Origin of the sequence: Caballeronia calidae, from assembly GCF_900044055.2 — a bacterium.
Classification (GTDB): domain Bacteria; phylum Pseudomonadota; class Gammaproteobacteria; order Burkholderiales; family Burkholderiaceae; genus Caballeronia; species Caballeronia calidae.
The window spans coordinates 88,449-109,541 of the sequence record NZ_FCOX02000023.1 but is presented as its reverse complement, the minus strand read 5'-3'; the positions used below and the strand labels follow the sequence as shown (position 1 = coordinate 109,541).

The 21,093-nt window shown below is 60.6% G+C and carries 20 protein-coding genes, 1 tRNA gene and 2 pseudogenes; 6 read left to right on the top strand and 17 right to left on the bottom strand.

Going from position 1 to position 21,093, the window contains the following annotated elements:
- The first annotated feature begins 6 nt into the window (after positions 1 to 6).
- Both AWB78_RS21260 and AWB78_RS21255 read left to right on the top strand, forming a co-directional pair.
- Complete coding sequence (locus tag AWB78_RS21260) at positions 7 to 567, top strand: Hsp20/alpha crystallin family protein (RefSeq protein ID WP_062607807.1); 561 nt, start codon at positions 7 to 9, stop codon at positions 565 to 567.
- A gap of 53 nt (positions 568 to 620) precedes the next feature.
- Positions 621 to 693, top strand: a tRNA-Lys gene (locus tag AWB78_RS21255).
- A gap of 198 nt (positions 694 to 891) precedes the next feature.
- Here AWB78_RS21255 and AWB78_RS21250 read toward each other — a convergent pair.
- The 6 genes from AWB78_RS21250 to AWB78_RS21225 all read right to left on the bottom strand — a co-directional run bounded on the left by AWB78_RS21250 (position 892) and on the right by AWB78_RS21225 (position 5,081).
- A complete protein-coding gene (locus tag AWB78_RS21250) occupies positions 892 to 1,131 on the bottom strand; it encodes a hypothetical protein (RefSeq protein ID WP_157697587.1) in 240 nt (79 codons plus the stop codon).
- 134 nt (positions 1,132 to 1,265) lie between these two features.
- Complete coding sequence (locus AWB78_RS21245) at positions 1,266 to 1,829, bottom strand: hypothetical protein (RefSeq protein ID WP_232477777.1); 564 nt, start codon at positions 1,827 to 1,829, stop codon at positions 1,266 to 1,268.
- 21 nt (positions 1,830 to 1,850) lie between these two features.
- A complete protein-coding gene (locus AWB78_RS43735) occupies positions 1,851 to 2,105 on the bottom strand; it encodes a hypothetical protein (RefSeq protein WP_074173502.1) in 255 nt (84 codons plus the stop codon).
- Positions 2,106 to 2,223: 118 nt separating this feature from the next.
- A complete protein-coding gene (groL, locus tag AWB78_RS21235; protein ID WP_062607799.1) occupies positions 2,224 to 3,846 on the bottom strand; it encodes a chaperonin GroEL in 1,623 nt (540 codons plus the stop codon).
- Positions 3,847 to 3,957: 111 nt separating this feature from the next.
- Positions 3,958 to 4,275 carry a co-chaperone GroES gene (locus AWB78_RS21230; protein WP_062607846.1) on the bottom strand — a complete coding sequence of 106 codons (318 nt, stop codon included), beginning with the start codon at positions 4,273 to 4,275 and terminating at the stop codon, positions 3,958 to 3,960.
- Between the two features lie 167 nt (positions 4,276 to 4,442).
- Positions 4,443 to 5,081: a hypothetical protein gene (locus AWB78_RS21225; protein WP_062607798.1), complete on the bottom strand. Its 639-nt coding sequence runs from the start codon at positions 5,079 to 5,081 to the stop codon at positions 4,443 to 4,445.
- A 186-nt stretch (positions 5,082 to 5,267) separates the two neighbouring features.
- On the opposite strand from AWB78_RS21225, the pseudogene AWB78_RS43730 reads away from it, so the two are divergent.
- Positions 5,268 to 5,433, top strand: a pseudogene (locus AWB78_RS43730) (DUF1345 domain-containing protein); the annotation flags it as partial.
- 1,076 nt (positions 5,434 to 6,509) lie between these two features.
- Here AWB78_RS43730 and AWB78_RS21220 read toward each other — a convergent pair.
- From AWB78_RS21220 to AWB78_RS21210, 3 genes are all read right to left on the bottom strand, one after another.
- A complete protein-coding gene (locus tag AWB78_RS21220; RefSeq protein ID WP_062607844.1) occupies positions 6,510 to 6,812 on the bottom strand; it encodes a putative quinol monooxygenase in 303 nt (100 codons plus the stop codon).
- Positions 6,813 to 7,314: 502 nt separating this feature from the next.
- Positions 7,315 to 7,713: a host attachment protein gene (locus AWB78_RS43720; RefSeq protein WP_332460112.1), complete on the bottom strand. Its 399-nt coding sequence runs from the start codon at positions 7,711 to 7,713 to the stop codon at positions 7,315 to 7,317.
- Between the two features lie 46 nt (positions 7,714 to 7,759).
- Positions 7,760 to 8,974 (bottom strand): alkene reductase, encoded by a 1,215-nt coding sequence (locus AWB78_RS21210; protein ID WP_062607794.1) that lies wholly within the window; start codon positions 8,972 to 8,974, stop codon positions 7,760 to 7,762.
- 709 nt (positions 8,975 to 9,683) lie between these two features.
- Between AWB78_RS21210 and AWB78_RS21205 the strand changes: the two genes are divergently transcribed.
- The 3 genes from AWB78_RS21205 (at position 9,684) to AWB78_RS43715 (ending at position 11,931) form a co-directional block, all read left to right on the top strand.
- Entirely contained in the window at positions 9,684 to 9,926 is a 243-nt protein-coding gene (locus tag AWB78_RS21205) for a hypothetical protein (RefSeq protein WP_062607792.1), read from the top strand.
- Between the two features lie 441 nt (positions 9,927 to 10,367).
- A complete protein-coding gene (locus AWB78_RS21200) occupies positions 10,368 to 11,603 on the top strand; it encodes an NAD(P)/FAD-dependent oxidoreductase (protein ID WP_082883375.1) in 1,236 nt (411 codons plus the stop codon).
- 55 nt (positions 11,604 to 11,658) lie between these two features.
- Positions 11,659 to 11,931, top strand: coding sequence for a UBP-type zinc finger domain-containing protein (locus AWB78_RS43715; RefSeq protein WP_074173501.1), 273 nt, complete (start codon positions 11,659 to 11,661; stop codon positions 11,929 to 11,931).
- 47 nt (positions 11,932 to 11,978) lie between these two features.
- Here AWB78_RS43715 and AWB78_RS21195 read toward each other — a convergent pair whose 3' ends face one another.
- From AWB78_RS21195 to AWB78_RS21165, 8 genes and pseudogenes are all read right to left on the bottom strand, one after another.
- Positions 11,979 to 14,813: an ATP-dependent Clp protease ATP-binding subunit gene (locus tag AWB78_RS21195; protein WP_062607789.1), complete on the bottom strand. Its 2,835-nt coding sequence runs from the start codon at positions 14,811 to 14,813 to the stop codon at positions 11,979 to 11,981.
- A 138-nt stretch (positions 14,814 to 14,951) separates the two neighbouring features.
- Positions 14,952 to 15,551 (bottom strand): Hsp20/alpha crystallin family protein, encoded by a 600-nt coding sequence (locus AWB78_RS21190; protein WP_062607787.1) that lies wholly within the window; start codon positions 15,549 to 15,551, stop codon positions 14,952 to 14,954.
- Between the two features lie 79 nt (positions 15,552 to 15,630).
- A complete protein-coding gene (locus tag AWB78_RS21185; RefSeq protein WP_374729483.1) occupies positions 15,631 to 16,065 on the bottom strand; it encodes a PRC-barrel domain-containing protein in 435 nt (144 codons plus the stop codon).
- Positions 16,066 to 16,105: 40 nt separating this feature from the next.
- Entirely contained in the window at positions 16,106 to 16,681 is a 576-nt protein-coding gene (locus tag AWB78_RS21180) for an HdeD family acid-resistance protein (protein WP_062607786.1), read from the bottom strand.
- A gap of 175 nt (positions 16,682 to 16,856) precedes the next feature.
- A complete protein-coding gene (locus tag AWB78_RS21175; RefSeq protein ID WP_062607779.1) occupies positions 16,857 to 17,693 on the bottom strand; it encodes a helix-turn-helix transcriptional regulator in 837 nt (278 codons plus the stop codon).
- A 248-nt stretch (positions 17,694 to 17,941) separates the two neighbouring features.
- A complete protein-coding gene (locus tag AWB78_RS21170) occupies positions 17,942 to 18,457 on the bottom strand; it encodes a phosphate-starvation-inducible PsiE family protein (RefSeq protein WP_062607778.1) in 516 nt (171 codons plus the stop codon).
- Between the two features lie 347 nt (positions 18,458 to 18,804).
- A pseudogene (locus AWB78_RS45820) lies at positions 18,805 to 19,023 on the bottom strand (IS30 family transposase); the annotation flags it as partial.
- A 191-nt stretch (positions 19,024 to 19,214) separates the two neighbouring features.
- The gene (locus tag AWB78_RS21165; RefSeq protein ID WP_062607777.1) at positions 19,215 to 20,666 is read right to left on the bottom strand and encodes an aminotransferase-like domain-containing protein; all 1,452 of its coding nucleotides are present in this window, start codon (positions 20,664 to 20,666) and stop codon (positions 19,215 to 19,217) included.
- Positions 20,667 to 21,093 lie beyond the last annotated feature (427 nt).

The window sequence follows — 21,093 nt, the reverse complement described above, 5'->3', positions numbered from 1 at the left end:
CAAACCATGAATACCGATCCAAGGAAATGGAACCCGTTCAAGTTCCTGCGCGGGTCGACGCGCAAGTCTGATGCGGACGCGGAGCACTCACCGGGCGGTGAACAGTCGCGCTCGGCGTGGCCTGACATGCCTCGATTCTTCTCGCGCGATCCGTGGCGCGCCGTCGAAGAATTTTTTCAGGACCCGTTTGCCGGACGCGGGGCGCTGGAAAGATGGTTTGGCGACTTCAGCTCATCGCGCTTCCAGCCGCGTATCGACGTGGTCGACGAAGGAAAGGTGCTGCGCGTGACGGCCGAGCTGCCAGGAATGGAGCGCGAGGACGTGAGCGTAAGCGTCGAGGATGGCACGCTCGTCTTGCGCGGCGAGAAGAAACAGGATGTCCGCAGCGAAGAGGACGGCTGCTATCGGCTAGAGCGAGCCTATGGGCGCTTTACACGGACCATCCCGATGCCGGAAAACGCCGAGCCGGATCGCGCCTTGGCTAAATTCGACCGCGGCATACTCACACTGACCGTGCCGAAGTCGGAGTCGGCACGCTCGGCGAGCCGCACGATCGATATTGGCTAGGAACCGCGTTGAGTGCTACGCCCGCAGCATATTCGTCACTTTCGTGGGCAAGTGGGCCGTTAGCTCGGCTGGTAGAGCAGCGGACTTTTAATCCGTTGGTCACTGGTTCGAATCCAGTACGGCCCATGAGATATCCCGACGTCAATGCTGCCGGCCGCAGGTGTCGCACTTTCGGTCTTGGTAGTCAGCGTGACGACCAATCGGCTGAGCCGATGGAGGCGATCAGCTCGCTGAAACGGGCGCGCTATGACGCGTACGGCTGGCGGTCGCAATCCTCGATGCATACTGGACCGCATCGTTGCTCGTGCCGGATCGAACGTCACATCAGAACTCCTGATGACAGGCGCCGAGAAGGCGGGCGGCCTGATAGCGGTGGGCGTGACTCGCCAGCCAAAACTGACACCCATCGAAGAATATCCTCATGGCGGGCCGCGCGGCGCGCATCGTACCCGTGCGGATGGAAGCCAAAGCGTCTTCTACGGCTGGGCTGCCCCCCGCCGCTCGCATCAGGACTTCATCGCTCACCGACAGTTGCGAAAACTTGAGGTAGTCCAGGGCGAGCACGCCGGATGGGAGCTTGGGGGACAGCGCGCTAGGCGCGCGAAAATATCTCGGCATATCACTCAGATGGCGTACGCACCGAGCAATTGATTACGTTATAGGACATGCCAATTTGAGGGCTCCTCGCGTGTGCACCGTTATCGCGCAGCCTTGGCCCCGTCGTCCGTTGGGCGAATTGATCGCGCTTGCCGCGTGTTCATGGGTCTCGTGAGCGCGGAAAAGCCGAGCCTGCGCAGCGCTGTGTTTGCTTGAGCCATGAAGGTTTCAGGCCAAGCGCCGCAGAGAAACTCAAAGGCGGGTCGGGCCTCTTTTAGCAGCGAGCAGAGCGCATCATTGCATGCAGCTTCCGACGGCGTGCAAGTCATCAATTCGCCGAAGAGAACCTGCTGGACGAGGGCGACGCCGCCGCGCTCTGCCACAAAAGAAATCACGGGATAAAAGCGCGGATCGTCGACGATGGCTTGGCCGTACGTCTCGGCCAACGCAATCAAAATCGCCATGTCCATGCGCGACGGCGCTACGGGAAGATGATATCGACTTGGCTTACAACCGCGCTGCATCGAGGTTTTGCGCATGAGCGTCACGACTCTCTCAAGTTCGGAGACGATGCGCGCGACCGCGCCATCGGGCATCGCCGCGCTGTTACTACCGCCCGAGCTCGCGAGGTCCGTCGAGTCGTTCGGTTTGTAGGCCCTGTTCATGATTTCATGCTCCATCGCAAGTCATTGACCAGTCATGAGGTGACGAATAATCAAAGCCGGGTCGGCGATGTCGAGGATCAGGCGACGGAAAATACGCTTGCGCATATGGTCCTCGTCAAGTACCCACGGCGCACCTTTTTCGCTCAGATAACGGGCGAGGGCGTCGCCAAGGTTCGCGTCGTGGGGCAAATCGAGCCGAAGCGCCAGGAGCGCCGCAATGACATCGTCGAGCTCGACTTCAAGCGGCTTCGAATCAATGCGAAGTTCGAGTTTCATGTCAGCTTGCTAAATGCCTAAAAAGCGGCGCCGCACGACGGAGTAAGATGCGGCGCCGATAATGAACCAATTGCATCTGCCATCAATACAACAGGCACTTCTAGCAACCCGCTGCAGGTCAATATTCCAGCTGCCGTGCGGGCGTCTGCATCGCATTATCGTCCTTTGGCGCTTCGGCGACGGTGGCATCGGTTGTGAGAATCAACCCTGCAATCGATGCGGCGTTCTGCAGCGCGGTGCGTGTGACCTTGGTGGGATCGACAACGCCCGCTTCAACAAGATCGCTGTATTCGCCGATGGCTGCGTTATAGCCAAAGTTGCCATGTCCTTCGACCACTTTGGCGATGACGACCGAAGGCTCGTCGCCCGCATTCGCGGCGATGACGCGCAGCGGCGCCTCGAGCGCATGCAATACGATCTGGATGCCCGCGTCCTGATCGCTGTTGGCGCCTTTGAGTCCGGTCACCGCTTCACGCGCGCGCAGCAGCGCCACCCCGCCGCCCGGCACGATGCCTTCCTCGACTGCGGCACGTGTAGCGTGGAGCGCGTCGTCCACGCGGTCTTTCTTCTCCTTCATTTCGACCTCGGTGGCCGCGCCGACCTTGATGACGGCCACGCCACCGGCGAGCTTCGCCACCCGTTCCTGCAGCTTCTCGCGGTCGTAGTCGCTTGTCGTTTCCTCCATCCCCGTACGAATTGACTTCACGCGCGCCGCGATGCGCTCTTCGTCGCCCGCGCCGTCGATGATGATCGTGTCGTCCTTGCGGACTTCAATGCGCTTCGCTCGTCCGAGATCATCAAGGGCCGCCTTCTGCAGTTGCTTGCCGGTTTCTTCGGAGATGACCGTCGCGCCCGTCAGGGTTGCGATGTCCTCGAGCATGGCTTTGCGCCGGTCACCGAAACCTGGGGCTTTGACGGCAGCGACCTTGAGGATGCCGCGCATGGCATTAACGACCAATGTCGCCAGCGCTTCGCCATCGATGTCCTCTGCGATGATCAGCAGTGGCTTCCCAGCCTTTGAGGTCGCCTCAAGCACCGGCAGCAGATCTCGGATGTTCGAGATCTTCTTGTCGTGCAGCAAAACCAACGCGTCGTCAAGATAGGCAGCCTGCTTGTCGGGATCATTGATGAAGTAAGGGCTGATGTAGCCGCGGTCGAACTGCATGCCCTCGACCACATCCAGCTCGTTCGCGAGCGACTTGCCGTCTTCGACGGTGATCACGCCTTCCTTGCCCACTTTTTCCATCGCCTGCGCGATGATCGTCCCGATCGCTTCGTCGGCGTTCGCGGAGATCGATCCGACCTGGGCGATCTCACGGTTGGTCGATATCGGCTTCGACAGCTTGCGCAGTTCGTCGAGTAAGGCCGTGACGGCCTTGTCGATGCCGCGCTTCAGGTCCATCGGATTCATGCCGGCGGCGACATGCTTCATGCCTTCCTGAACGATCGCTTGCGCAAGAACGGTGGCCGTCGTGGTGCCGTCGCCCGCCACGTCCGCCGTCTTCGACGCGACCTGTTTAACGATCTGTGCGCCCATGTTCTCGAACCGGTCCTTGAGCTCGATCTCCTTGGCGACTGACACCCCATCCTTCGTGATGGTCGGCGCGCCGAAGCTGCGTTCGATCAGGACGTTTCTGCCTCTGGGCCCAAGCGTCACCTTCACGGCATCGGCCAGCACATTGACGCCCTTGACGATGCGGGCACGGGCGGTATCGTGGAATTCGACCTCTTTTGCACTCATGTTATTGCTCCGGACTTTGTCGTTGACCAGCGGGTCGCGACCTACCGATGCATCGACCGGCGCAAATTACCTGCGCAACGACCAGCCGAGCGGCGACGACCCGATTTAAGTTCAGGCAGCCTTGCGCGCTGAACCGGCGTCCGCCTCGAGAACGCCCATGACGTCCTCCTCGCGCATGACGAGCAACTCCTCGCCATCGACCTTGACGGTTTGGCCTGCGTATTTGCCGAATAGAACCTGGTCACCGACCTGTAGCTGGAGCGGGCGCAGCGCGCCGTCCTGCAGCAGCCGGCCGCTGCCGACTGTGACGACTTCGCCTTGTTCTGGTTTTTCTGCTGCTGAATCGGGAATTACGATGCCCGAAGCGGTCATCCGTTGCGTTTCGATTCGCTTGACGATAACCCGGTCGTAGAGGGGACGAATATGCATTTCCATCTCCTGAGCGATTAAAGGATCACCAATAAGGGAATCCGGCTGCACGACTGCGACACGCTAAGTGCCACCGTGCAGCCGAGCCAAGCCTGGCGAAAAGCGAAATAAGGGTGGGCGTTTTTCGATTCAAGGGGTGGCGAAAGCTCGAGTTGTAACGTTTTGTTTCAGGGCGGTAGCAGGATGCGATTAACCTGGCCAAGCCGATAAACCGTGCGCCCCCGGTGGTCTCGCCGGCGAGATATAGGCGCTGCCGGACACGGGGGCCGGCGTCCGCCGTCAGCCCCCAATGTGTCGTCCGGTTCGTTGAGCACGCGCCACAAGCCAGACTGCACAGGTCGAAAAAGCCAGCGGAGATAGCCTCGGCGCGCAGCGAGTTGCATTAAGCTTTCGCGCTCGCTCTCGTCATCGTCTCGCGGTGCCCTGTTGCTCGCGTCTGCCTCGTAGAAACCGAACGCCTGCCGGCAGGCGAGCGCCTCTGCCGCGCTTGCGCCTATGACGTTGCAACTGCGCTGCTCGACACGCTCCACGTCCCACGCGCCGAGTTGCCAGGCTGCGTCAAGCACCAGCAAATCCACCGTCTCGAAGCTGCGCCATTGAAGATTCAGCGTGATGGTCGATGGGGGGACGGGACGTGACGAAATATCAACGCCAGGCAAGACGAGGGGCGTCGCACGCCGGAATCCGTGCCAGTGAAGTAACACGATCAGCGGCGTATTGATGTGCGCCGCAGCGGTGACGGTGACGGCAAAAAGCGGCAGCCGCACCGTGTCGATCTGCTCGTGAAGCCGGTCGAAAAGGTCCATGAAGCCTCCCCGTTGGACAAGTTGCAGAGCCCCTTAATTGCCCGTTCCTTGTGCAATTTTATGCATCGCTCCGACCGTCGACCAGGCGGCGAACATGCGTCGTCGATTCTGTGCCACAGGCAAGCGACTGCGTGGGCAGGCTGATTGGGCCGTTGCGCACCATATCGACCGCTTCCCGTCGCGTTTTTCTACTCGTTCACGATCGCGGTTGCGTCGCAGACCTCGGACGTCGTGCTACGCTCGCGCGAAAATTGCTGCGCGACGCTCGCTCAATCGATCCTGTCGTTCTATTTCAACGTTGCCGTGCTCGGCTTGTGCTTTGAACATCGCGGCGGGGCTGCTGGGCTTATGACACTGCCCGTGCGAGGTGGTAGGACGATTTTCACGCGAACGCCACGAGCGTGCCTGAGCGTTGCGACGCGGGTGCCACCCAAGCTGCGTGCGTCCACTTCAGGTGGACTCGAGCCTCGTCACCCCGCGGACCGCCTGACGCCAGGCGCTATTCCATCGCGTCAATAATCGACGCCTGCATAAGAATCCTCACCAAATGAATTTCCATGCCTCGCATGACGACGTGGCTCGGGCAATCACCGATATATCGAGGATATCGCTCAATGGTGACGCGAGATGAACGGTGAAAACGCCTCATATCTGCTCGCCTAATTGCGTGCTACACCACGCACTTCACGAGCGACCGTTGAACAATCGAAGTCGGCCCTTGGGAGTTCCGGCCACGGTCGTCGCAGACCAACGACGCGGGAAACTGCGATTATTGAATGGTTGAGACCTAGGACCGCATTGGGGCCGAGCTACGTTTCGACCCTTGAGACAGATGGTCACCTGACAATGTTCGTAAGGAAGTCGCTGCGCGCGAACGATGGCACGCCATCGGAAGTGAACGCGGAGACATTTGTCGATGGCCTTGACGATCCAACCGCATCGGGCGATCTCTTTGCCCGTTAGCTCGACCGTCGCCGTCTACCAAGCATCGTCCGATAGATTTGGGACGGCGATGTTAGCGGCGCAATCGGATCTTGTTGGCAGGCTGGAACGACCGAATTGCCGCCGAATGTGCTTGGACATATCGGCGTCTCTGTCGTGCCGTGGAAGAAAGGCACCGGCTAACCCAGGCAGGCGCTCAACATGATGCTCGGCGAAGCGAGGCGGTGTCTGTCCTACGTCAAGCTAACGGTTCACCCCGTGAATATTGCCTCGCAGCGGGTTCGCAGCATGCAGTGGTGTCTTGATCGAGCGCTTCCGAAAGACGGCGGCCTCTGGATTCGAGAGCCTCTTAGCGACCGAGTTGAACTAGTCACTGACGAATCTGTCTTCTCGCGCCTCTTACGCGCAGGCTTTGCGCGGTTTTTCGACGGCCAGGTTGTTCAATCTCTGCGACGGTAACGAGTCCCGCACCGGAAGCCGACGTGGCTACCACGGCAGCTTCGCCGCGAGTACATCGATGTTCATAATTTCTGGCGAGTTCTCCAAAAGCTCCGGGGCCCTCGCCATCAGCGCCTCGGCTACTTTGCCCGACAGGTGCGCCTGGCGTCCGGCGTCGTCGGGGAACGCGTCGAAGATGCCGTACACCGATGGCGCGATTTTCAACGCGAACCACGCGATCGTCGCGGGCTCCTGCTCGACGAGTGGCAATCCGGCCATCAGGAAGCTTTCGACTTCCTGCTCCCTGCCCGGCTTCGCTTCAAGCCGGACGAACAGCGCTGTCTTGACCATGTCTGCCCCTGTGTTGATGCCGCTTACGGATATCGACGGAAACTCCCTTTCGATCTCTTCACGCATGCGTGGCGCGCGCCGTAGCCATGTTACTCTTTTGACCACAAGAAGTTCCGCTAGTGCCTCCTTCGGTCGACTGCGGCAATCCGAAGAAAGTCGCGCCCGCTGCTCAGTGTTCGTGGCTACATGTTCGGCAACCCGTCAGGTTCAGCCATTCGGCCGAGCACTCTGTGATGACCCCGCGTAGATGAAGTGGGCCGGTTCAATTACCGCTTGTGGTCGCCAGCATCCGGCGTTTGAGTCTGGCCCATGTACGCCGCGGGTGATGCGTCTTGACAGAAGTCTCAGCACCCACCGGGTGTGACCCCGACGCTTGTAACGCTCCCTACGGCTTTAATCAATTCGGCTGCAAGCAAAGTTGACTACTCGGGTTCGTCGGCCCGAATTGTGAGGGCGCGGCGGTTGACACATTTGATGCGGCCCACCACCAGGCAGGTCGCCTTCAATGCCTTCCCAAGTGCGCTTGAATTTTGCGCGGGTCGAGGCCCGAGAGATCTTCATTGATCTCCTCGAAAATCATCTGACGCGTCTGCTCGCTCAGACGCTCGCGAAGCATGCCGAGAAATTTCGGCTCTACGGCAAATCGCAATCGCTGATACCGGTGATGAAGCCGTCCTTGTTCGACGTGATCGGCGACGGTCTTTGCGAATTTTTCGCGTTCCTTCTCGCTCAGCGCAGGCCCACTAGGGGCGACATTGACGAGGTCTTCGATTTCCCGCAGGTCTAGTTTAAGTCCCGGAGTCTCGAAGATTCGAGCACGGCTGCCGTCGGCGACGACAACCCAGGTAGTGTCAGCCATGGTGCGCCTCTCAGCGTGATCGGTCGCCAGCTCGGCGGCCATCGCAAATCGTCGCATGACGACAGCGGGCTTTCCGGTCAGCGACAGTCTATCTCCAGCGCCCATCGGTGACGGGCCGTGGGGCTTCCCCGCGCTCCTGCGCGAGCGACGGATAGTCGGTATATCCGCGTTCGCCGCCCCCGTAGAACGTGGACGGATCCGGCGAATTGAGCGGAGCGTGCGACCGCAAGCGCTCGGGCAGGTCGGGATTTGCGATGAACAAACGTCCGAACGCGATCAGGTCCGCGTTGCCGTCCTCGAGCCATCTTTCCGCGCTGCCTCCGTCGAACCCGCCGGCGACCATCAGCACACCACGATAAGTGCGGCGTATCATCTGGCTCATGCGTTTCGCGCGCTCGATGTAAGCCACATCCTCACCGGTCGCCGCCAGCATCGGATTGACGATGTGCAAATAAGCCAGCCCGTATCGATTGAGCTTTTCGATGACGTAGGAAAAGGTCGCTTCGGGATCGTCGTCGTGCATGTCGTTGAAGGTGCCAAGAGGAGAGAGCCGTACGCCGACCTTTTCCGGCCCCCACACTTCGCAAACCGTCTCGACCACGTCGAATAGCAGCTTGGCCCGACGCTCGCTCGATCCGCCGTATTCGTCCGTGCGGCGGTTCGTGCCGGACAAAAGGAACTGGTCGAGGAGATATCCGTTGGCGCCATGTACTTCGACGCCGTCCATACCGGCCGCCTTTGCGTTGCGCGCACCCCTGGAGTATTGGCGCACGAGATACGGCATCTCTTCGACCTGTAGCGCGCGAGGCTTGACGCACGGCGCGACGACACCTTCACCCCGCTCGTTCTCAATGAATGCCTCTGCTTTCGGCTGGACAGCAGAGGGGGCAACTGGCAGCATTTCATCGGGCTGCAATGAGGGGTGTGATATGCGCCCTACGTGCCACAGCTGCATGAACATCAACCCGCCCGTCTCGTGCACGGCGTCTGCCACGAGCCGCCAGCCTTCGACCTGCTCGCGACTATGGATGCCAGGTGTCCATGCATAGCCCTGTCCTTGCATGGACACCTGCGTCGCCTCGCTGATGATGAGCGCGGCCGCTGCGCGCTGGGTGTAATAGCAGGCGTTGAGCTGCGACGGTATGTTGCCTGGTCGGTTCGCGCGCGAACGCGTCAGCGGCGCCATTACGACACGATGACGAAGGTTGTACGGTCCCACCTTTATGGGTTCGAACAGCTTGTGTAGGGAATTTTGCGCGTCGTGCTGCCGGGCTTCTCTGGGTGCGATTTCCGTATCAGGCATATTCGCTCCTTGTGTTTATGGGCTCGGCCCGAAAAGCGCAGCCCTAGACGCATCAAAGCGTCGGCGTCAAATCACATCGACAGGATCCAACTACCGGCAGTCTAGCCATGACCTTGCACGCGCTTCTTTCCGGTTTCTGCTCAGATGTGTCACGATCCTGCGGTCATCCGGTCCATCGCTTCATCGGGGGGGCGTGCGCCCCTGCCGTGCCTCAGCTACTCTGCCGTTTTTGAAAGATTCACGTCTGAGCGCGCCTCGAACTTGGGCACGGGGGATGTATCAGCCGGGCCGAAAGAGGGGCGCCCTAGTCGATGCAGCGAGGTCGTCGCCGGGCGGGAGAAGGGCTTTCCACCTGCCGCCCAGTCGCTCATGGTCCGGAGAACCTTGACGATGATCGCGCTGGCTACGGGGGCGTCTTCAGAACCCGTATCGTGGTTCAGGCCCGGGCCGGCGTAGCAATTGCCTGGCGTGGGCTGCCCGACTGCGGCGAGGCGTCGAGATTGTCTCTCTTCGCGGTTGATGCGGTCGGCCCGCGAGGGTCGCCTTTTTTCTGCGTCTCTCATCAGCGGGTGGGACGATCATTGTATTAGCCGGTCCCTATCCGAATTAGCGACTACACTTAAAAGATCGTAGGCGCATGCTTACCCAAGTGGGAACGTATGCGCACATTCAGTCACGATCCGAACGTGCGACCGAAGGAGGTAGACCGATGCCAAAAACCGTTCGAACCCCTGAGCAGATTCGCGACGAACTGCAAAACCGCATGACGAAATTCGCCGCTGACGCGCCGGGAGCTTTGGACGTGCGCATACCGCTACCAGAGCGGCACCCGCCTGACGCATCCGGCCGCAACTGGAACATCGTGCCGTTCAATGACCTCGGTGCGGATTTTGTACATCACTTCCAGAAGGTGATCGAAGACATGCGTACCGAGTTCGTGCTTCCAGATTGACGCCGTGATACGAAACCTAAACGGATCATACAGCCGCACGCGTGTGCGCATCGAAGCTAGGAGACTGTTGTACGGCAAGGGCCGGGGCAGAACGGACACGGTGCGTTTTAGGCACACAGTGACTGTGCGTCATGCCGATAGCCCGTGGCGGAATTTCGTCCAGAGACGGCTCAGCCAGAATGACTGGCGCAGGAGACCCGGTGCGCAACGGCATCGGGTGGGGTACGCGTTGTTGTTGGCCGCAAGGAAGAGTCGCATGACCGATGTCATGGAATCGCCGGCAGAAAGCCAGCAAAATCCGGCAGAATCGCGAAAGACACATCCCTACGATGTCTCTAATGTGTTTGGGATATGGTCTCGTTGTTATCGAGCGCGTGCTGCTAGTCAGTGAAGGCATGAAACGAAAGAAACTCCTGAATGGCCTCAAAGGCGGACAAGTTCATGGTCAGGATCTATGGGCGCATGCGAAGCGCTAAAGGCTACGCGATACGCGACTTCCTCCATCGTTCCGATATACCGTTCGAATGGATCGAACTGGGCAGCGATAAGGAAGCGAAGGATCTGGCGCACGTGCAGCATCTTTCCGACTCCCGCTTGCCGATCTGCGTCTTCCACGACGGAACCCGGCTCGAATGTCCCACCGTTCGCCAAATTACCGAGAAGCTCGGCTGGTTTGCGAGTCCATCCCGAGAAGCCTATGATCTGGCCATTTACGGCGCGGGACCGGCGGGGTTGAGCGCGGCTGTCTACGGAGCGTCGGAAGGGATGCATACCGTACTGGTGGAGCGGTGGGCGCTGGGCGGTCAGGCAGGAAGTAGTTCAAAGATCGAGAACTATCTGGGCTTCCCACAGGGCGTGTCCGGCGCCGAGCTGGCAGAACGGGCGCGCGACCAGGCCATCAAGTTCGGCGCCGACATCCTGATAGCCCGCGCCGGCGTGCGCGCGGAGTTTCCGCCCGGCCAGGGCATCGTGTATCTGGAGGACGGCACACGTATTACGGCGCGCACGTCGATCTGCGCGACCGGCGTGGCATATCGCACGCTCGGCCTCGAAGGTGAAGCGCGCTTTCTCGGCGCTGGCCTTTACTACGGCGCGGGCGCGAGCGAAGCAGCGCTGATCCATGGCGAAGACGTCTACGTGGTGGGAGGCGGCAATTCGGCGGGACAAGCCGCCATGCACTTTTCGCAATCGGCCAACCGCGTCTATATGCTCGTGCGTGACACCTCGCTCAAGAACACGTTGTCCCACTACCTGGTGGATCGCATCACGGCGGCGCCGAACATTGAAGTTCGGACCAGCACTGAAGTGACCGCGCTCGCAGGCAGTGACACGCTGCAGGCAATTACGCTGACCGATGTGCGCACGGGACGGCAAATCTCGGTAAAGGCGAATTGGCTATTCGTCTGCATCGGCGGCGTGCCCCAGACCGAATGGGCGCAGGAGGTCGGCATTGTCCGGGATTACGCCGGTTATCTAGTGACTGGTCCCGACTTGCAGGAATATCGGTCGAGCCTGAATTGGCCGCTCGAGCGCGCGCCGCTACATTTGGAGACCTGTGTGCCTGGCGTATTCGCAGCGGGCGACGTGCGTCACGGGTCGATCAAGCGTGTCGCGTCTGCAGTCGGCGAAGGGGCGATGGCTGTCGCGCTGGTGCATCGCTATTTAAATAGCGCGTGAGCGTAAGCGCAACTTGTTTCGCATGCCTGCGCGCGTCTGTCCGAGGAGTACGATCATGACCCCTGGTTGCACGCATCTAGACGAGGCCCGCATCCTCCACACGCCCATCGACTATTGCGAGGAGTGCATCAAGCTTCGCCAGCCGTGGGTACATTTGCGGCTGTGTCTTTCATGCGGACACGTCGGCTGTTGTGACTCGTCGCCCAACCGGCACGCAAGCAAGCATTTTCACGCGACCGGCCATCCGCTGGTGCGCTCAATCGAACCTGGCGAGACTTGGATCTGGTGCTATCGCGACGAGATGGTCGTAGGTGAACTTAAATCGTGACGGGACGCCGCCCGTGAGGGCGGCGTCCCGTTCACGCAATGCCGGACTCACGTATGCGCCGGTTCTTCCTTCGCCCCTTCCTTCGTCGCTTCTGCGGGTGCTGAGCCCTTTTGCACACGTACAGAGTGGGAACCCGAGTCGTAGCTCATTGTGACCTTGTCGCCGTCGCGAACGTCCCCCCGCAGCAGCGCATCGGCGAGTTGCGATTCGACTTCAGCCCGGATCTTACGCTTGAGCATCCGTGCGCCGAACTCGGGGTCATAGCCGATCTCCGCGAGATGATTACGCAGCGAATTGTCGAACGACACCTCAATGTTCTGCCCGGCCGCAGTGCGTTGCACACGCGCGAGTTGCAGATCCACAATGCTACGGATTTGCTCCTTGCCGAGCGCATGGAACACGACGACTTCATCGACCCGGTTCAGGAACTCGGGCCTGAAGTGATGCCGCAGTATTTCCATCAGGCGGTCGCGCAGCGCGGGGTAGTCGAGTTGCTTCTTGTCTGAGCGCAGGTTGTCCTGGATCACCTGCGAACCGATATTGCTCGTCGCGATAATGATCGTGTTCGTGAAATCGACGAGACGGCCCTTTCCATCGGTGAGGCGGCCTTCGTCGAAGAGCTGCAACAGGATGTTGTGCACCTCCGAATGCGCCTTTTCAATCTCGTCGAGCAACACCACGCTATACGGGCGGCGTCGCACACGCTCAGTCAGCTGGCCGCCTTCCTCATAGCCGACATAGCCCGGAGGCGCGCCCACCAGCCGAGCTACGGTATGCCGCTCGGCGTACTCGCTCATGTCGATGCGCACGAGCGCGTTCTCGTCGCCGAACACCGTTGCGGCGAGCGCTTTGGCGAGTTCGGTCTTGCCCACGCCAGTCGGTCCGAGAAAGAGAAAGCTCGCGGTCGGCTTGCCGCCTTCGGTGAGACCGGCGCGCGAGAGTCGGACTGCCTTCGCAACAGCGCTGACCGCCTCGTCCTGACCGATCACGCGTTCCTTCAGGCGATCTTCGAGACGCAGGAGCTTCTCGCGGTCCTCGGCGGTGAGTTCAGACACCGGCACGCCGGTGAGCGACGACACGATCTGTGCGATGTCCTCCGCTGTGACCTCTTGCGAACTGGTGCCGCGTTCCTTTTTCCACGTTTCGGTCGCATCGTCAAGCCGCTTCTGTTCCGAAACGAGCTTGTCTTCAAGTTCCTTTGCCTTGTCGAATTGCTTGGCGGCGCTTGCCGCGTCCTGTTCCTGACGTGTGCGGCGGATGGTCGCCTCGATGTCATGCAACTGCCCTGGCCGAGAATTTGACGAGATGCGCACGCGAGCGGCCGCCTGGTCGAGCAGGTCGATGGCCTTGTCCGGCAGGAAGCGCGCTGCGATATACCGGTCCGACAGCTTGGCAGCGGCGGCGATAGCCTCCTCGGTGATCTTCACCTTGTGATGCGCCTCAAGGCGGTCGCGCAGTCCACGCAGGATTTCGATCGTCTCCGCGACGCTCGGCTCGGGCACGTTCACCGGCTGGAAGCGCCGTTCAAGCGCCGAATCTTTCTCGATGTACTTTTGGTATTCGTTGAGCGTTGTCGCGCCCACAAGATGCAATTCGCCCCGCGCGAGCGCCGGCTTGAAGACGTTGCCGATATCCAGCCCGCCTTCGCCGCCGCCCTGGCCAGCACCGACGATCGTATGCAGTTCATCGATGAAGATGATCAGCCGGTCCTGGTTCTCGACGATCTCGTCGAGCACCTGCTTCACGCGCTCTTCGAACTCGCCACGATACTTTGCCCCCGCCACCACGCTGTTGATATTCAACTCAACGACGCGCTTGCCACGCAGCACTTCTGGCACCTGGTCCTGGGCGATGCGCTGCGCGAGTCCTTCGACGATCGCCGTCTTGCCGACGCCGGGTTCGCCGATCAGCACCGGGTTGTTCTTGCGTCGACGCGCAAGGACTTCGATAGTCGTTTCGATTTCCTTGTCGCGGCCGATCACCGGATCGAGCTTGCCGCGCCGGGCGAGATCGCTGAGATCGCGCGCGTACTTGTCGAGCGTCGGCGTGGTGGAGCGGCCCTCGACGGTGCCTTCCTCGGCGCCCTTGCCGACCACCTTGACCGTCCTCTGCCTAAGCGCATGCGACGATAACCCGTACTTGCGCAGCAGCTCGCCCGCGAAGCCGTCTTCCTCTTCCACGAGCCCGATCAGGATATGCTCCGGTCCGACGTAGCTGTGGCCGAGTTCTCGTGATGCGGTGAGCGCGTTTTCAAGCGCACTCTTCGCGCGCGGTGATACGCCGATGCGTTCTTCGTCCGTCTTCTGCGCGCGGTTGCCGCGTGGCGCGTTCTGATCGATGTTCTTCTTGATCTCATCGGGATCGAGCTTGAATTCGCGCAGAATCTCCTGCACCACGTTATTGCTGACGAGTGCGAGCAGCAGGTGCTCGGTATCGACTTCGGACTTGCCGAACTCGACCGCTATCTGCGCGGCCGCCTGCAAGCGGTCCAGGCCGCTTTCGCTCAGGAACGTCTGCAGATCGACGGCTTCACGCGCACGGCGATGCCGGCGCGGTCGGCCGCCTGCGTGACCGCCGGCGGACTCACCCATTTGCCCGCTATCGGCGTCTGTACGCTGATCCGAGCCGCCGGGTTGTCCGGGCGCGCGTCCGATGCGTGGCCGGCTGCCCTGGCCACTTTCCATCTGCGGCCACATGTCGTCGAACAGACTGTCGAACAGTCCGCCGTGAAAGAGGGACTCAAGCGGCGACAGACTGCGCTGATTGCGCGCCATGAACTCCATGTAATGCTCATCGCACAGCATCAACTGACGACGCTGGCCGTTTTCGGTGATCGTGATCTGCGAGGTTGCCGGTTTGCCGCAAACGCTGCAAGTAGGCATGATGTTCTCCGTAGTGTGGACGGGGGATGGTCCGCGTCGTTACGCGCGCACAGCCTGACGGGTTTCGTCGCGAAGGCGGGGGTATCCTCGAGCGCCATGGAAGCTGTCGAGCTGTCGGATGTCGCCGTGCGCACCGCGCTATTTGATCTCGAGGCGCCGCTTCGCCGCGGGTTCATTCGCCGCTTTGGGCACCCGCACGGTGAGCACGCCATTCTCGAAGTTCGCCTCAGCGCGTTCGAGATCGACGCCAGAGGGCAGCGGAATGGCGCGCTGGAACTGTCCGAACGCCCGCTCCACCCGGTAGCAGCCCTTCTCGTCGCTCTTCGATTCGATGCGCTTCTCGCCGGTCAGCACCAGCATGTCCTCAACGACTTCCAGCTCCACGTCCTCGCGAGACAGTCCTGGCAATTCGGCCACGATGCGAAGCGCGTCGCCGTCGTCGACCACGTCGATTCGCGGCTGAAAGCGGCTGGGACTGAAGTCGCCGAACCAGTTGCCGAGCGGTCCCATTCCGCCGAATGGATCGCGGATGAGGTCGGTGAGAAGATGCAGGGGATCGGGCAGAGGCCAACGCGCCGCATCGAACGATGCTGGCCATGCGGACGCGGCCGCATCCGAGGTCGACGGCGCGGGGGCTTGCTGTGAGGGCGGGGCGTTCAGCTTCGCGCCCGCGCCCTTTTCCTCAGGACTCTTGCGCAGGAAGCGGAAGGGGTTCCACTTATCGAGGTCCAATAACATCGCTTTGCTCCTTGTTCCGATGAGCCGTAGGAGCGGCCCGAATCTTCAGTGACTGCCGCCTTGGCGCTCGCGGCCAATGTCAGCCCTTGACATATTCGAACTCCGGCAGTTTCTTGAGCGCGTCCTTGTTGGCGCCAACCAGGATTGCCTTCGGCGCTATCTGCTTGAACTGCTGAACGGGAATGGCGACACGGTGCGCCGCGACCCCGAGAAAGCCGCCGACGTCGATAATCGCGGCCGAAAGCGAGCCATCGGGCGCGACAATCAGGTCGTCGACGCGGCCGATCTTTTCGTTCTTTTCGTTGTAGACATCGGTGTGAATCATCTTGGATGCGCGCCAGCCTTTTGCGACCACTTGCTCTTCGGTGATGGTCACCCCGAGCGTCGCCTTGCCGGCGATGGGCGCATCCTGCGCGGTCGCGCCGCTGGCCGCAAAGCCACAGGCGCACAGCGCGAGGATGAATGACGACAGCCTTGCGGCCGATGCGAGATTAGTCTTCATGGCGTTCTCCAAATGCGCAACGGACTACGTGGACGCCGGGCGCGGGATGCACTCATGAGTGCAGCGGCGTGTTTTGCTGGTCGCGAAGGACGGCGCTGCGCCAATTCCGTGCGCCGAGGCCAAGGACGAACAGAAGCGCACCGGTCATGAACGCGTAGGTGCCGATCATCCAGACGAGGGCAAGCGCTCCAGCACCCGGGACGGCCAGCACGAAGATGCCAAACAGAACCGACAGGCTACCGATGAACAACAGCAGCCACTGCGTGCGGCCGCGTCTTTTCAGCCGAACCCAGGCGATGAGGTCGAGCACTCCGGTGACGATGGCGTTCGCGCCCATCACGGTGATCAGCACGAGCGCCGTGACGCCCGGCGCCGCGACGGCGATCAGGCCCGAAGCGATCATGCACAGCCCAAGCAGCAACGGGAGCCACCAGTCGGTGCGGATCGAACGATTTCGTATCGCTGCGCTGACCGCAGCGACGCCTCCGATGAGTGCATACGCCGCGAACATTGCGACCAAAAGCAGCAGCGTGAGACCAGGCCAACAGAGCGCGAGGAGGCCGAACAGGATTCCCGCGGCGCCACGCAGCGCGAGCATCCACCATGCGCGACCGAGCAGTTCGTCCATCGTTTGGGCTCCTCAGCCGGATCGCGAGTATTCGGCTAACAGTGCGTCCAATTTCTATTTGCTCAAGCCTACGTGCGCGCGGCGCGCTCTTCTTTCGAGTTCCTGCCCAAAGGTGTCGGATTTCTGCGTTTGTTGGTTGCTGACGGATTCAGTCGAAAAGGCCGCACGCCGGATCCTAGGGGCGGTGATGCGCAATGCGGAAAGCGCGGGGCGTACACCCCACATATCGATGAAATACTGCGGTGAAATGCTGCTGCGTTTGAAAGCCGACGCATGCTGCGATATCGATCAGCGGGAGGCTCCCTTCCGAAAGCATCGACTGCGCTAATCGCAACCTTTCGGTTGTCAGGTAGAAGTGCGGCGGATGCCCTGTCGCGTTCTTAAAAGCCCGCGCGAAATGCGACGGGCTCATGTGCAGGAGCACGGCGAGATCCTCGATCTGGATATTGTCCGCGATGTGATCGTGTATGAAATGTTCCACGACGCTTAGCTTTGACTGGGTGAGGCTCGTACCCGCGTCGCGCGTATCAGCGGTGAGTCCATACCGGTGCAGGAGATGAAGTGCAATTACGTCGGCGAACGCGGCGAGGCATCTAAGGTCCGGGCTACTGCTGGCATGCAACGCGGTAAGCGTGTCGCCCGCTTCGCGCAGGAAAGGATCCCACGCCTTGAACCAGCATGGGATCTCGCAAGCCGTGGTGCCGAGCGCGTTTCGAGCAGTTTCTCTCAGCCTAGCCCAATGGAGCGCGACGACAAGGCCGCGCGGATCGTCGTCATTGACGAGCTTGACACGAGCCCACGCCGGCACGATCGCGACGAACGGCGCGCTGACGCTTAGATGATGATAGGGGCGCGCGCTGCTGCCGACGGTGTTCGCGTGCGCGGTGGTCCGGTCCGCCGGGATGATACACAGGATCCATTGCGGCGAATTCAGGGCGCAGTCCGTGCATGACGCCCCGATCCCGTGGCAGCTAAGGCGGTGCAACTGTGGGGAACGCTGTAGTTGCTCCATTGCGCGCGTCCTTCAGGGGGCCGTTCGTTACGCATTGAATGGTAGTGTTCAGTTTCTGTCGATGTCAGCTTGTTTTGTAATATGCACGGAGACGTTCCGCACGAGCGCCAGCAAAATGCAGGTCCGACCTTATGCATTGATGCGCGGAGCCTGACATTGAATCAGGGACTTCGCTCAGCACTCCAGGCCTGCGCGAAGATTGAGCAAAACTTACAGGTATCGATGATCTTTGAGGGAAGATAGGTAAATCAATCGCGCTTTTCGCGATCCCGCACGGTGCGCTCTGCAATAGCCGAATCGACGGGATCGTCGCGTTGCCGCATTAGCCAGTAGACGCCGCCAAGCGCGAGCAGCGCGGCCGCGAGTGCGGCAATGCGACCGGGGTCCGTGGACGGATCAAGGATAATGAACTTGCGTGCTATCGCGAGCATCGCGACAAGGATCACTGTCTTGACTTGTACGATGTGGTCGCGTCTTAACATGACGCGGGTGATCGAATGCTTGAATTCCATCGCGATCAACAACGTCATCACCATCCCGAAAACCGCTTGAAAGATCGCATGATCCAACGGATTGAGTGCCCCGGACAGCAATAGCGCCATGACCGCTCGAATCAACTGCCACAGCGATACGACGATGATCACCGAGATCACGAGGCTCAGGATGTGGGCGATGATCTGCTCGAAGCGCTCGTAGAAGGTCAGCACGCGCCATTGCAGCCGAAATTCGTCGAGCTTCACGCGAACTTGCGCTGGTTTGCTCATGGATCAGTTTTGCAGGAAGACTCGGCTACGGGGTGACGCCGATCATGGCGGGATGCCCAGTGACGGCGGCAACGAAAGCCGTAGCCGGCCCCCTAATGTTGAGCCATGCGTGCGGCCTTTTCTTTCGTTTTTGTGCTGATTCTTTTCCCTTTTATGCTGTGCACAAGGTGTCTCACGTATGCCCCCCAGCTCGCGTAGCATTCATCTCGTGTCTGGCATCCTCAAGTGACGCCGCAATCGCTGCGCCGCCGACGCTGGGGCGAAGAAGGCATTCGCGGCGGACGTCGTGGACGCGGAACGCTTCTGCTCATACGTTCACGGGTGGGACGCGTTCATTTCATTGCGTACAATGGTCGCCACAACTGGGCAGGTATGTCCGCCATGGTCTTCTTGAGTGCGTTGACCACCGTGACAGCTCCGTAGCCGGCCAGCGAGGGTCCGTTTCTCGTGCGCGGAATAATTCCATAGCCTTTCTTCCGAGGTAAGTGCACGAGCACTGTGAAATGGCTTGAACTTTCTACCAGCGTCCCGATGGCGGATCGGCTCAGGCCAATGAAAAGGACGCCTTACGGTTAACGCCGACATGGCACCGACTCTGGGCGCTCAGAAAGAACGACGGTTTTGGTCGACTTCCATCCCGACCGGCTCAAGCTTGCAGAATCAATCGGCGCGATTGCGATCAATTTGGAATGAATGCTGGTGCATGAGATTCACTCTTCGCTGCGCCGCATTCTCTGCCGAGTCTCAGTGGCGGCACTCACGCCGGCTGAACTGGTCCGGCCAGCCTTGCCCCGCAGCGCGATTCGTCGATGCATAACGCACCAAGCGTCGCAATCGCCTTCTCGAGTTGCGAGGACCACTGATATCCGTAGTTAAGACGCACGTGGTGTCGATAGCCACCGTCCGCCGAGAAGATCGGTCCGGGCGCAATGCTGATGCCGTTTTCGAGTGCTATTTGGAAAAAGCGTATCGAGTCGATGTTAGCCGGAAGCTCCACCCACGTGAAATAACCTCCGTCAGCCCTCGTCGCCACCGTATCGGCTGGGAAGTAATGGCGAATCGCATCAAGCATCTGCGATTGCCGATGGGCCAACTCGCGACGTAGTTTGTGCAGGAAGCGATCGTAGCCGCCGCTCTGCAAATAGTCGGCGATTGCTCGCTGGGCCGGAACGCTGGCCGAAAGCGTGGTCATCCATTTTGCACGTTCCAGCTCGCCCGCGAACCGTCCTCCCGCGGCCCAGCCGATACGGTAGCCTGGGGCGAGGCATTTTGCGAACGATCCGCAGTGGATGACAAGACCGTTCCGGTCGAAAAACTTGGCCGAACGCACCGGCTCCGGAGCGAAGTGTAGTTCGCTATAAACGTCGTCCTCTATGAGCGGTACACCATGTCTGGCCAGTAGTTCGACCAGTGCCTGCTTCTTAGGTTCGGCCAGCGTCACGCCCGTCGGATTGTGGAAAGAGGTCATGAACCAGCACGCGCGAACGGGGCGATCTTCTAGCGCCCGTTGCAGCGCAGCCAGATCGTGACCCGCCACGGGGTCAACGGGAATCTCCACCACCTTCAGGCCCAGCCGCTGGATCGCCTGCAGCGCTGCATAAAACGTTGGCTTTTCGATCGCGATGAGATCGCCTGGAGCTGTGAGCAGTTGCACGCTCAGCGTTAGGGCTTCGAGCGCCCCACTTGTAATGATGATTTCGTCGATCGGCACCGTCATTCCCGCCATCAGGTACCGCAGCGAGATCTGTCGGCGCAAACCTTCGTGTCCCGGCGGTAGCGCGTCAACCATCGTCGCTTGGTCCGTTGAGCGATTGACCGCCGCGCAGGACTTGCCCACCCGGGCCATTGGAAACAGCGCGGGGCTCATGAACGCTGAACCAAGTGGGATTGTCTCGACTTGCCTGATCGTGCGAAGGACTTCAAAAACGAGATCGCTGATATTGACTGCTTTTGTGCCCGCCTGCGACGTCGCCCCGGACGTTTCCCGTGGTAATTCTTCGGTCGTCCGCGACACAAAGTAGCCGGACCGTGAGCGCGCGTTAATCAATCCGCGGCTTTCGAGCAGGTAATAAGCACGGAATACCGTCGCGGGGCTGACATCCCAGGCCCTGCATGCCGCCCGAACCGAGGGTAGGCGGGCGCCCGGCGGTAAATCAGCGTGCCTGATAAGTTCGCTGATCTGCTCCGCTAACCTCTCGTACCGTTTCAATCTTCTCCCCCTGCGTGCGAACTCTGTTGCCGTGTCCGATTCGGCGCGGCGGGGCCCCGGTCAACACTACAACACGCCGTAGATCTGATACGGCTTTTTTTTCGCAATCTGCTTCTATTACGCACGCTTGCGCACTGGCAAAGTGCCGCGGTGCGCCTTCTCTTTCTCCAGATGTTTCGAACGACCCCGCGTCCGGCGATTCTAAGGCCGGATCTTTTTCTCGTTAAGTCAACGGAACTCGCGTTCCTGGTAGCGCCGTTCGTGGACAGCGTGTGCATCGCGCTGTTTCGGTCCTCGCTACGCGCTGCCGCAATGTTATTGGCCATGTGGGCTGGCGCCTCACTCGCTAACCCAGCTCCGGCCGAGGGTGTTGCCAGCCGCGGTCGCGCGGAGGAGGGAGTGCAGCGTCACCTGACGGACTGGCTTA